10 protein-coding genes are annotated in these 11,870 nt (G+C 69.4%); 7 read left to right on the top strand and 3 right to left on the bottom strand.

The genetic code is table 11. The features are described from left to right. On the top strand, nucleotides 1-1,020 hold a 1,020-nt coding region (locus P3T35_RS39900; RefSeq protein WP_280709792.1), incomplete at its 5' end, for an IPT/TIG domain-containing protein. Nucleotides 1,021-1,058: 38 nt separating this feature from the next. Continuing rightward, on the top strand, nucleotides 1,059-2,531 hold the full coding sequence (locus P3T35_RS39905) for an Ig-like domain repeat protein (RefSeq protein ID WP_101385632.1): 1,473 nt from the start codon (nucleotides 1,059-1,061) through the stop codon (nucleotides 2,529-2,531). Between the two features lie 40 nt (nucleotides 2,532-2,571). Here the strand turns inward: P3T35_RS39905 and P3T35_RS39910 are convergent, their stop codons facing one another. Beyond that, nucleotides 2,572-2,862: a hypothetical protein gene (locus P3T35_RS39910; protein ID WP_280709801.1), complete on the bottom strand. Its 291-nt coding sequence runs from the start codon at nucleotides 2,860-2,862 to the stop codon at nucleotides 2,572-2,574. On the opposite strand from P3T35_RS39910, the gene P3T35_RS39915 reads away from it, so the two are divergent. Beyond that, the gene (locus P3T35_RS39915; protein WP_280709799.1) at nucleotides 2,825-3,637 is read left to right on the top strand and encodes an IPT/TIG domain-containing protein; all 813 of its coding nucleotides are present in this window, start codon (nucleotides 2,825-2,827) and stop codon (nucleotides 3,635-3,637) included. The genes P3T35_RS39910 and P3T35_RS39915 overlap by 38 nt on opposite strands. A gap of 91 nt (nucleotides 3,638-3,728) precedes the next feature. On the opposite strand, the gene P3T35_RS39920 is transcribed toward P3T35_RS39915, so the two are convergent. Next, entirely contained in the window at nucleotides 3,729-4,928 is a 1,200-nt protein-coding gene (locus tag P3T35_RS39920; protein WP_280709794.1) for a helix-turn-helix domain-containing protein, read from the bottom strand. A gap of 554 nt (nucleotides 4,929-5,482) precedes the next feature. Between P3T35_RS39920 and P3T35_RS39925 the strand changes: the two genes are divergently transcribed. From P3T35_RS39925 to P3T35_RS39940, 4 genes are all read left to right on the top strand, one after another. After that, nucleotides 5,483-5,764 (top strand): hypothetical protein, encoded by a 282-nt coding sequence (locus P3T35_RS39925; protein ID WP_101385630.1) that lies wholly within the window; start codon nucleotides 5,483-5,485, stop codon nucleotides 5,762-5,764. After that, nucleotides 5,761-6,051, top strand: a complete 291-nt coding sequence (locus tag P3T35_RS39930) for a hypothetical protein (protein WP_101385629.1) — start codon at nucleotides 5,761-5,763, stop codon at nucleotides 6,049-6,051. The genes P3T35_RS39925 and P3T35_RS39930 overlap by 4 nt, the downstream gene beginning before the upstream one ends. A gap of 1,366 nt (nucleotides 6,052-7,417) precedes the next feature. Then, entirely contained in the window at nucleotides 7,418-7,615 is a 198-nt protein-coding gene (locus tag P3T35_RS39935; protein ID WP_101385628.1) for a hypothetical protein, read from the top strand. An 83-nt stretch (nucleotides 7,616-7,698) separates the two neighbouring features. Further along, a complete protein-coding gene (locus P3T35_RS39940; RefSeq protein WP_180356928.1) occupies nucleotides 7,699-9,501 on the top strand; it encodes a hypothetical protein in 1,803 nt (600 codons plus the stop codon). Between the two features lie 537 nt (nucleotides 9,502-10,038). On the opposite strand, the gene P3T35_RS39945 is transcribed toward P3T35_RS39940, so the two are convergent. Further along, nucleotides 10,039-10,788, bottom strand: coding sequence for an IPT/TIG domain-containing protein (locus P3T35_RS39945; protein ID WP_101385627.1), 750 nt, complete (start codon nucleotides 10,786-10,788; stop codon nucleotides 10,039-10,041). Nucleotides 10,789-11,870 lie beyond the last annotated feature (1,082 nt).

The following is an 11,870-nucleotide window of genomic DNA, read 5'->3' on the forward strand; positions in this document are numbered from 1 at the left end:
ACCTACACCTACAGCGCCGGTCCGGTGATCACCGGTCTGAACCCGGCCTCGGGACCGACAAGCGGCGGCAACACCGTGACGATCAGCGGCTCGGGCTTCACCGGGGCGACGACAGTGGAGTTCGGCACTGCCTCGGCCGTGTTCACGGTGGTCGGTGACACCCAGATCACGGCCACGGCGCCCGCGGGCACCGGTTCCGTCCCGGTCTCCGTCACGACCTCGGCGGGCACCAGCAACAGCGTCACCTACACCTACGTCAACGTCGCAGCGCCCGTGATCACCGGCCTGAGCCCGAACCAGGGGCCGACCAGCGGCGGGAACACCGTCACCATCTCCGGCACCGGCCTGGCCGGCGCCATCTCCGTACTGTTCGGCGCCCACGCCGCCACCATCACCGCCGACACCGGCACCCAGATCACCGTCACGGCACCCGCGGGAGCCGCGCAGTCGGTCAACGTCACGGTCACCACCGGAGCGGGCACCAGCAACCCGCTGCCCTATTTCTACGTCGCGGCCCCCGCCATCACCGGCCTGAGCCCGAACCAGGGGCCGACCAGCGGCGGGAACACCGTCACCATCTTCGGCTCCGGCCTGGCCCTCACCGGCACCGTGCACTTCGGTTCTGCCGCGGCCTCCGGTATCACCGTCAACTCCGACAGCCAGATCACCGCCACGGCTCCCCCGAACGTCGGTACCGTCCTGGTCACGGCCACCACACCGGGCGGCACCAGCACCGTCGGGCCGGGCAGCGCCTACTACACCTACGTCGCGCCGCCCGTCATCAACTCCCTCAGCCCCGCCCAGGGTTCGGCCTCCGGCGGCGATGACGTCCTGATCAGGGGAAGCAACCTCACCTACGCCGACGCCGTGTTCTTCGGCACCGCCCCGGCGTCCTTCGCCGCGGTCTCCGACACCATGGTCGTCGCCACCTCACCGCCCGGCGCCGCCGGCCCGGCCACCGTCACCGTCCACTCCCCGGGCGGCACCAGCAACGGCGCCGCCTTCCAGTACCAGCCGTAGCCATCCCGAACACCAGCGTCGCAGCAGAGGAGGCGTTCGTGCGGACCGATGAGCCGTGGATGACGAGACGATCGGCCACGGGCCCTCCGGCGACGGGCACGGTGGTCGCCTGGGGCGATGACACTTACGGTCAGGCCGGTGTTCCGGCTGGTTTGACCGGGGTTGTGGCGGTGTCCGCGGGGCAGTTCCACACACTGGCATTGAGATCCGACGGCACGGTGGTGGCCTGGGGGCGCAATGACACCGGCCAGACCAGGATCCCGGCGGGCTTGGGCAATGTGGTCGCGATCGCAACACACAGCGACCACAATCTGGCATTGAGATCGGATGGCACGGTCGTCGCCTGGGGCAGCAACAACAACGGTCAGGCAACCGTACCGCGGGGCTTGACCGGGGTCGTGGCGGTGGCCGCGGGCTCGACCCACAGCATGGCGCTGCTCTCGGACGGCACGGTCGCCGCCTGGGGCGGCGACCTGATGGGGCAGGCGAGTGTCCCATCAGGCCTGACCGGCGTCGTGGCCATCGACGCGGGCGGGTACCACAGCGTGGCCGTGAAGTCCGATGGGACGGTCGTCGCGTGGGGCTGGAACCGGTACGGCCAGTCGACGATCCCGCCGTGCCTGCCGGCCTCGGTCGGCGTCAGTTGCACCCGGTTCGCCAGCCTCGTGGTGCTGGCCGACCGGACCCTCTTCGGATGGGGCAGTGACCAGAACGGCGAGACGACCATCCCCTCCACATGCGGGGTCAGCGGTGTCAATGCCGGCGGCTATCACGCGCTGGCGATCAGGGCGGACGGCACGGTGGTGGGTTGGGGATCCAACGCCGACATGCAGCTCGACATCCCGCTGGGACTGGACAATGCGCTCGCCGTCGCCGCCGGGTTCCATCACAGCGTCGCGCTGGTAGGGCCGTCTACCCGTACCGCGACCGCCACCACGCTGACCAGCAGCCCGAACCCGTCGGTGTTCTACCAGCCGATCACCGTATCGGTCACCGTCACCCCCGGACCCGCCACGTCGCAAACGCCGACCGGGGCGGTGGACTTCTTCATCGATGGCTTCGACATCGATTCCGTGCCGCTCAACTCCGCCGGAACGGCCAGCACCGAAATCCAGGCAACCGAAGTCGGCACACATCCCCTGTTCGCGGTCTACACCGGCGACATGAACTTCGCCGGCTCGCAAAGCGAGACGGTCACCCAACAGGTCAACGCCGGTGCCACCATGACGACACTGACGTCCGCCCCGAACCCGTCCGCGGTCGGCCAGGCGGTGACGTTGACCGCCAAGGTCACCGCCATGCTGCCTGCGGGCGGCATTCCCGTCGGCACCGTCACCTTCACCGTGGACTCCACCGTGCTGGCCGCCGTTTCGGTGGACTACCGCGGGGTGGCGACGACGACGACCTCCTCACTCACCATGGGAACCCACACCCTCGGCGCCAGCTTCGAGGACATCTTCCGCTACACCGCATCCAGCGCCGCCCCCGTCACGCAGCAGGTCAACCCCTGAACCGGACGGCAAGCGCCGTCGTGCTTTGCGTGTGAAGGGATCACAGGTCGTCAAGAGGCCGCCCATCGAACTGTTTCGCAGCTAAGGAGGCACCGGCAATGGCAGTGCCCACGATCACCGGGCTCAGCCCGTTGTCCGGCACAACCGCCGGCGGCAACCCGGTGGTCATCACGGGGACGAACTTCAACACCCCCGCAGTCACCAGCGTGACCTTCGACGGCACCAGCGCCACCTTCACGATCAACTCCGATTCGCAGATCACCGCGACTGCGCCCACGCACGCGGCGGGGCCGGTGACCGCCACCGTCACCAACGCCAGCGGCAGCGCCACCGCCGGCTACTCCTATGACAACGGCTTGACACTGAGTCCGACTCAGGGGCCGACCGGCGGCGGGACGGTCGTGGACATCTTCGGTACGGGCCTGGCCGGTGCCGACTCGGTACTGTTCGGCGGGACAGCAGCCTGGTCCTTCACTCAGTTGTCCGCGACCCACCTGCAGGCGGTGAGCCCAGTCGGGGGTGGAGAGGTCCACGTCGTGGTGATGGCGCACGGCAACGCCGGCGCGCCGGTGTACTTCTACTACCTCCCCACGCCCTTCGCGTCCGGCATCAGCCCGATTGCCGGGCCCGTGGCCGGGGGGACAGCGGTAACGATCACCGGCGTGAACTTGTCCACCACCAAAGCGGTCTCCTTCGGCGGGATCACGGCCACGTCGTTCGCCGTGATCTCCGACAGTCAGGTCACGGCGGTGTCCCCGGCCGCGGCAGCGCCGGGTTCGGTCCAGGTCGAGGTCACCACTGCGGGCGGCGTCGTGGACAACCTGTCGTTCAGCTACGACACGAACCCGACGATCAGCGACCTCAGCCCAACCTCGGGCTCCACCAACGGCGGTGCCACGGTCACGATCAACGGCACCGATCTGGCCCACACGAAGGCGGTGACCTTCGGCGGCACACCGGCGCCCTTCGGCGTCATCGACAGCAACACGGTCACCGCGATCACGCCCCCCAGCTCCGCGGGACTCGCCGACGTGGCCGTCACCACTAGCGGTGGCACCGCGACCGATCCGGGTGCATTCACCTACCAGGCTCCGCCTGGCGGCTGAGGATGCGGCCCCGGAAACCCGCGAGATCAGGGTTCGGCCTTGGCTCCCAAGCGAGTTGTAGGCCGCCAGTGGGGACGGGCGCGGGGGGGGGTCAGGCGTGGAGGGTGGTGCTGGGCGGGCATCGGTAGAGGCGCTCGTAGTGGTCGGCGAAGCGGGTGGGGTGGAGGAATCCCCAGCGGGCGGCGATCCGGGTGACGGTCTCGATTGCCGGGTCGGCGTCGATCAGGTCGCGGTGTGCGCGGCGCAGCCGTACGTCGCGCAGGTAGGCCAGGGGGGTGGTGTCGAGGTGGTTGCGGAAGGCGTACTGCAAGGCGCGGGGGGTGACGTAGGCGCCGGCGGCGATGTCGGCGAGGGTGATGTCCCGGTGGGCGTGGTCGTTGATGAACGCAGCGGCGCGGCGGACGGTGCCGGGGCTGGCGTCGGTGTGGTCGACCGGTGTGTCCGGTGCCGCGGTGACGGTGTTGGGGAAGACGGCCAGGACGGTGGCGGCCAGCAGGTGGGCGGTATTGGCGACCAGCAGGGGGGCTGCGGTGCCGAGGTCGGGGTGGTCGAGGAGGCTGTTGACGTAGACGCGGGTGGCGCGCCAGTGCTCGGCCAGCGCCTGGCTGGCCGGTCGCGGGTGGGTGAACCGCAAGGGGTGGTTTTGCCCGGGGAGTTGGCCAGCGACCTTGTGGAGCAGGGGTAGCGGCAGTGTGGTGGTGCGCGTGTGGGCGTCGGTGGTGGTGAGGTGCACGGTTGCGGCCGGGCCGATCAGGGTGATGTCTCCGACTGCATGGCGTTCCTCGCCGGCCGGTGTGGGCAGGTCCATGGTTCCGGCGATGAGGCGGGTGACGACGACCTGGGGTGCCGGCGCGGAGGTGAACGAGAGCTTGCCTGGCAGTCGGTTCTCGCCGACCTGGAACAGGTGGGCGTCGGTGTGCTCCAGGTGGAACACCGTGCCGGGCTCGGGTGCGGTCATGCGGATCGGGGTGCGGTAGGCGGCGGTGAGCTCGTGGAGGGCGTGTTCGGGGTCGCTGGTGACCAGGTGGTGGCGGATCGGGGGCCCGGTGACGGCCGTGCCGGCGCGCGCGCTGGTGCCGGTGACTTCGGCTAAGACGCGGGCGCAGTGCCGGGGCAGGGTACGGCCGGTACGGGCGGCGTCGCGGGCCAGTTGGGCGCGCGCCGCGTCCGCGGTGGCGCCGGTCTGGTGCATGACCACGCCGGTGGCGCGCTCGACCACCGTGGTGTCCGGCAGTTGGTGGCGCAGACGCTGCGCGTGCGAGTAGGCGGGTGAGGTGTCCTGTTCGGCCACGGTCTCCTTCTCCGCTGCTTGCCCGTGCCCTGGTGCCCGGGGGCCTGTTCCACCGTATGCGGGCAGGTGCCGGGTGACGCCCCCGTCCGCTTGGACGGTCACCCGTCGAGGGCGGTTTCCCCTGGTGGGGGCGTCAACCCGACACACGGGCCCGCGACACGCCGAGGGCGTGCTCGCCCGCGACGCCCACACCACCTGCGACCACGCCTTCACTCTGCTGCGCGTCCGCAGCGGTCACCTGGCCTCCCGGATTGAACCGCGCGGCCTTGGATCCCGTCAGGTACCCCTGGCCGGTCCGGGCGCCGGCCGAGGATGCTGGGTGATGTCCGAGCTGGGGTGGTGGTCCCGCGCGCGGAAACCGGCGCCAAGCCCGCGTCGGTGCTGCTGGGCGGCTGACGAAGAGTCGGCGGTCGGACCCGTTCGACGTCTTGCCACGGACAACGCCGTCTTATTACCTATGGCAGCACGGACTACCGCGGCCCCGGGTACCGGCCGGGGCAGCTGGGAGAGGACACTGGTATCGGTCCCGCCCGCACGAGACTTCCGGAGGAACGGTGAGCGCCGCATCCCTGCACGGCCACCACGACGGCAGCCAGCCCATCCCGCGCACCCAGGACGCCGTCGCGGCCGCCCTGCCGCCGGCGCAGCGTATGGAGTTCTACCGGGAGATGGGTGAGGCGGACGACGCGGCGATCGGTGGTGTCCTGCGGCGCTGGTGGTTGCGGGCCGAGCTCTACCGGGATCCGGAGGGTGACCGCATCCATGCCGCGGTCCAGGCCGGTACTGCCCCCGGCACCCCGGCTTCTGCGGTCCTGCGGCGTCTCGGGGCCCTGTGAGCGAGTACATCGACTACCCGGACGAGGACGACCCGATCACCTTCTCCCCGGTGGTGGAGGAGTTTCTCGGCGACCCGGGGACGCCGGCTGACGTGTTCTCCGCCGTCGTCGCGTTCGTCGTCGACCTGCGTGAGGATCCCTTTCCTCATCTGAGCATGCCGGTCCCGGGACGTCCCGGCATGCACTCGGCGCCGCTGCGCCGGGATCTCGGGCTGGTGGAGTACGCGGTGAACGAGGCCACCGAGCCGCCGGCCATCTACGTTTCCCGGATCCTGCGCGCGGACTGACATCGGACGAAGCCCGGGGCCGCCGCAGCCGGCCAGGCGCGTCAACGAGATCGTCATCAACGCCGTCACCGGCGCCGAGCTGCCGACGCCCGGCGCGTCCCGACGGGGAAGAGCGCCTGCGCCTCCGGGGACGACGAGCCGGGGGACGTGGCCCGGTAGTAGGCACGTGGAAAGTGCCTTCCTGCTGGACTGACAAGGACCTAAGACAAGCCTCATCATCCCAGTTCAGAAGGCACTTTCGTGTTGCCGATCATGCTCCGGACACCGGCGCGTGTGAAACGCGCAGGCTAGAGCACCCAGCCGAGAATGGCGACGAGATTGCCGAGCAGATTGAGGATCATCGGATTCTCCTTTCAATCGTAGAATGGTGGTCCACGGTCTGGCTGGAGTAATTCCGGCCAGTGGAACAGTCGCGGTCTGCAGCCCACGCAAGCTCCGACCGGTTAACTGCCCGGACTAAACCTAATATCACTCGATCGTGTGCAAATTCACCCGAATGAGTTAGGTATCGAACTTTCGCCCGAATTAACGTTGATTTTTCGTGACGCCCTAGGCCCCAGCTGGCGGGTCATTTCAGTTGTCCGGGCTGATCGTTGATATGCCGGCGCCCGCCCAGCCTCGTTACCACGCACCCATTTCAGCCGGAGTGGTCTGGCGGCCGCGTCTGCCGGCGCCACCCTCCGGCCCGAAGAGGCCACCCGAGGCGTTGGCCGCTGGTGAGGTTCGGGCGTCAGTACAGCTCAGTGTCCGGTGGTAGTGGCCGGGGCTGCTCCGTCCGGGGGCGGCGGGGTTCGGCGGGATGGCGTGGCGGGCAGAGCTTGCGACATGACGACTCCCATGACTAGGCGCCGCTATCGTCGCCGCCGTGCGGCCGCGCCCACCCATCCCGGTCCCGCCACACGGGTCCGCGCCGCGAGGCAGACGGGCCCGGCCCAGTCGGGCGCCGACGGGTGCTGCCGGACCTGGTCCAGCGAGCACGTCACCCAGGGCGGCCTGGTCGTCCGTACGACCTGGCACGAGCCCGCCTGCCCGACCTGGGCCAGGCGGTGACCACCGACGGCACGGGCGCCGTGGTCCGGGTGCGGGTGTGCGTGTGCGTGGTCCTGGTTCACCACGGCCCCGTCTGCCTGATCCGCCGTTAGTGCCCGCCTGGCCACCGGACCGCGCCCAGGGCGAGCACCACCTCGATCACCATGAACACGGGGCTCGCACAGTCGAAGCAAAAGCAATATTGTATTCAGGATAGTCCATTTGGATGAATATGAATATTCGCCGATGACACGCACGCAACCCGTTGACATAATCAGGGGCAAGTATTTCGCGGGATGCGAATCCGCGGAAATCGTGCCCTCGGTGGAGGTTCGTCATGACCAACTGCCCAGCTGTCGACGCCCGGGCCGCTCTCGCCTTCCTCCAGAACAGCGGACTGATAAACATGAACACCACCCTGGAGCAGTTGGTCAGTGCGACCACCACGCTCGGGGAAATCTCCGGCTATGTGCTGGCCTGGGACAAGTACGTGCTCGTCGTCCCATCCGTGACCGAGGACGCCGCGCAGGCCTAGCTTCGGAACGCGCCGTACGGGGGCCGGCCGCGTCAGGCGGAACGCGTGCGGTCGGGTTGGATCGACTCACCAGGAGGGCGGCTGTGGCCGACATACGGCGCACAGTGGAACGCGGAGCAGTCGCTTGGCTGGCCGCGCACCGCACCCGCTTCGATCCCGACACCGCCGATAAGGGGCGCACGCTGTTCGTCCGCAAGGCGTTCGTCGAGGTCGCGTTGCTGGTCGGACTCCGTGCTCGGGCGGAGCCCGGCTCCTTCGACGGCGATGCCGACTATCGGATGCTGTACGACCAGGTCACCGCCGTGGCGGCCCGTGCTTCGTACCGTGAGCTCGTCGCACGCGATGAGCGGGCCCTGCTCCTGTACGCGGGCACCTACGCGTCACAGCGGTTGTGCGGGCGGCGCGACAGCGAATTCGAGCGCCTCATCGGCCGAGCGGTCGCCGGGCGTTATGCGGCCTGCTTCGAGCGCGTCCCCTTCCGGCAGCTGGATCTGCTGCACACGCTGGAGTTGGCCGGAGTCGATCACGGAATGCCGGCAGACAGTGCGGTACTGCCCTTCTCCCTGCTCTGTGCTGATCCATCCGTCGTGAAGCTGAGCGACAGCGATATTTACGCGGTCACGCATACCGTGTTCTACGCCACCGATTTCGGTCGGCGTATTCCCCGGTGGCCCACCGGATTCGGTCTGCCCCAGGCCGTAGAACTGTTGGAGGCGCTCAGCCTTCTGTGCCGCCAGAGGGAGAACGCCGACCTCGTCGCCGAACTGCTCTGCTGTCTGCTGTGCCTGGGGATCCAGGACTCACCCGAGATGGAACGCGCCTGGGCCTTTCTCGCCGGTGTACAGGAACCCGACGGGCGGGTCGCCGGGCCGGAGGGCATCCTCCCGCCGGAACTCGAGAACGGCGACGCGGGGTACCGCGACTGGGCCACCGGCTATCACACCACGATCGTCGCAGCGCTGGCCGGGCACCTCGCCCGTGACGGGGCCGTGATCCGGCAGCCGCGCCCCTCACCTCCCCGGACCGCCGGCAAGGGGCGACTTGAAGCTGCGATCCGGTGTGCCACCGCCTGGCTGACCCACGCCGCCCTCGAGGCGCCCTTCGACGACGCAGTCCCGGCAGCGGGCGCAGCCGCGCGAGCCGCACGCTCAGTCGGGGAGCCGCAACTCGCCGCCCGAGCTCTCACCAGTCTCGTACAACGTGCCGGCAACACCCTCACCCAGCCAATGGCCTGGGGCGGGCAAGGCGTCGACGCGGTAGCCGAGTGCGCGCGCGGCCTGTCGGCCTGCGGACTGGTCTGTGAATCCCTCGACCAGTTCCTGACGGACACGGCAGCAGCCCTCACCGGACTCACCGCCATTCCCACGGCCGCCGCCGGCGGAGTCAGACGACTGCGCGACCTTGGCCGACTCACCGCGCGGCAGGCGGACTCCCTCCTCGCCTCCACGAGCACTGCGAACCTGTTCGCTGGGAACCATGCGCCCGCGGTCACTGCCGTGGCCTTGGCGCAGTATGCCGACGGCCAACCGCTTCACCTCGGCAACGACGGCTCTGCCTGGCGTTCCGTCGCGGAGCGGTTCGCAGCCGCGCTGCCGGCCGCCTGCCAGAACTATCGGCTCGAAGAAGCCGCCGCGCTCCTGCAAGGGCTGGGACTGCTCGGCTGGGCCGATCACCGCATCACCCGCGACGGGGTCGACTTCCTGCTCTGCCAGCAGCACCCCACCGGTGCCTTCGGCTATCCGGCGCGCGACGACCACCTGGAGCGGGCAACGGCGCAACGCATCTGGACCCAGAGCTGTGTCGTCGCCCTCTCATGCCTGTACGGCTTGTACGACGGGCGAGCACCCCACCGCTCCCCCACTTCCGCCCCGGCTTCGATCCCGTGATTCCGTAACAAGGGCTGCGCCCACCGCTGAAGGAGTGGCCGGGCTGGACGCGGCTGGGCAGGTGCTCGGGATGGTCTGCTCAGAGATGGGCGGCACGGGCCCGGGGGGCCGGCCGTTCCGGTGCGCCGCACGTGATGGCGGTGAACGACAGAGCTCGCCTTTGTCCCGGGCGGCACTGCGGCGGGGCGGCGGGTGGGGTCGGCCACACCCGCGCCGGATTCCGGTCGCCCTGGTCGTCACCGACGCCGGACCCGCCGGGCGGTCGCCGCGGCAAAGGAACGCCGACGGGCCGGCCAACCCAGCTCCTACCTGCCCCGGATCACCGAGCCCGGCCTCTGGCTGCAGTTCACCTGGGGATTCGGCCCGAAGGCCCCAGGGCCGGGCGACGGACTGCCGCGCCAGGCGCTGTTGTTCTGCGTGTGGTTGGCCTGGTCCCGGGGGCGGGGGGCTGCCGGTCTGGACCGGACGCTGTGCGCGGGTGGCGACCCGGAAGCGCGGCTGTCCCCAGCGAGGGCTGCGGGAGGCCGGAAGGCCGGATCAGACATAGGTGAAGCCGTTGGTCGCGGTGCTGGTGCCGCCTGCGGTGGTGACCGAGACGTTGACCGCGCCGAGCAGAATCCCCGGAGGCGTGTAGAGGGACAGTGAGGTGGAACCGGCGACCGCGAACGGCACGGAGGTGCTGCCGAACAGGACCTGCGAGGTGGTCGTCGCGTCTGCGGTGGTCGTGATCGTCACATGGGTGCCGCCGGTGAGCAGTCCGGTGTTCGGAGTGATCGTCAGCGTGCCGGGGTTGGCGACATAGGTGTACGTCAGGCCGTCGAAGGTACCGGCGGCGGTGGTGACATGGACATCGGCCGCCCCGGCCGGGCCCGCCGGGGCGGTGACCGTGAGCTGGCCGTCGGTCTTCGCGGTCACCGTCGCGGCGTTGGTGCCGAAGAGGACGGCGCTGGTGGTGTTCAGGCCGCTGCCGGTGATGGTGACCGTGGAGCCGCTCGCGAGCGGGCCGGCCGCGGGGCTCAGCGTCGCCTCGACCGGCGCTGGAATGTAGTAGAAGGGCACACCGTTGGTGACCTCACCGTTGGCGAGGACCACGGTCACCTGTACCACGCCCGCCCCGGCAGGAGTGGTACAGGTGACGTGGTCGGCGCCCGCGTTGTAGGCGACATTGCTGGCCGGGGTGTCGCCGAACAGCACCTGGCTGACGGTACTCAGCGCGTTGGCCGTGGTGCTGGTTATCGTCACGGAGGTGTGGCCCCCCGTGGAGCCCTGGTTCGGGGACAGTGGCATCGGACTCTCCAAAGGGCGGGCACCGCGCAAGGGCACACTGGTTCGGATACACCAGTGGCCCAAATGAATGGGCGACTCCACAAGGGCGCTGACGACAATTCAACAGAATGGCCGAGCGCGTGAACTGTCCTCAGCGCCACCGCCTCGCGCCCACACCGGTGTCCCTTCCTTCGGCGTCCCGCCCAAGCCCCCGCATTAGTCGGCCGCTCGCCCCGCCCCAAGCCCGTCCCTGATCCGAGTAGGACCATCGAAGGCGTTCGTTCCGCCCATGAGGGCTGCCCCCTGCCATCCCGCCGGGGGCAGCATGGGGCGAACCGGCGCGCGGCAGTGCGGCACTCGCGGGAGCGGGGCGTCAGAGAACGTAGGCGTAGACCTTGTCGGGAGAGGTGCACAGGGCGCTGGTCGATTTCTCTCTGGCACCGCAGGTGGGGCGGCGTTGCGCACCTCGGCAGGTGTGAAGCGCCAGGTCGCGCTGCAGGGCGGGTGCTGGAGGCATCGCTGGCCTTTCGACCACGGGTGCGCGTGCACCGCTGGTGATGATCGGTGGCATCGCGGCGGAGTGCGGGGCGGGCGCCTGTTCGGTCCAGCGGTGCCGAGCACCGTCGCATCCCGGGGGGATGGTGCTCGGTCGCTTGGGTCGCTGGTGTTCGGTCGCTGGTGTTTTCGCAGGTCAGAGCGCTTGTGGCACGGTAGTAGCGACTGGAGCGACTCTGGGTTGGGCTTATAACGACATTCCTGCGTGCGCGTACGCGTTCATATACCCGACCTTCAGTCGCTTCAGTCGCTGATTCCCCACCATCACAGCCCTGACCTGCAGGGATGTGGCAGTGACTGGATCAGCGACCGAAAGCACTCGGTCGCTGCGGCTGGGGTCAGAGTCGCTGGGGCGGTCGAGCGACACGCCCGACTGAGGAGGCCCACGGAAGCCTGCGCAGCGGATCGGGCGGATCGGCTGCCCATCGCGGGGGGTTGCTGGCAGTTGCGGTTGGTCGCTTGGGTCGCTGGTGTTCGGTCGCTGGTGTTTTCGCAGGTCAGAGCGCTTGTGGCACGGTAGTAGCGACTGGAGCGACTCTGGGTTGGGC

It is taken from the genome of Kitasatospora sp. GP30, from assembly GCF_029892145.1.
Classification (GTDB): Bacteria; Actinomycetota; Actinomycetes; order Streptomycetales; family Streptomycetaceae; genus Kitasatospora; species Kitasatospora acidiphila.

Excerpts from the sequence above, each read along its gene's own strand:
- P3T35_RS39945 (WP_101385627.1), bottom strand. The coding sequence starts at position 10,788 with ATGCCACTGTCCCCGAACCAGGGCTCCACGGGGGGCCACACCTCCGTG.
- P3T35_RS39935 (WP_101385628.1), top strand. The coding sequence starts at position 7,418 with ATGACCAACTGCCCAGCTGTCGACGCCCGGGCCGCTCTCGCCTTCCTC.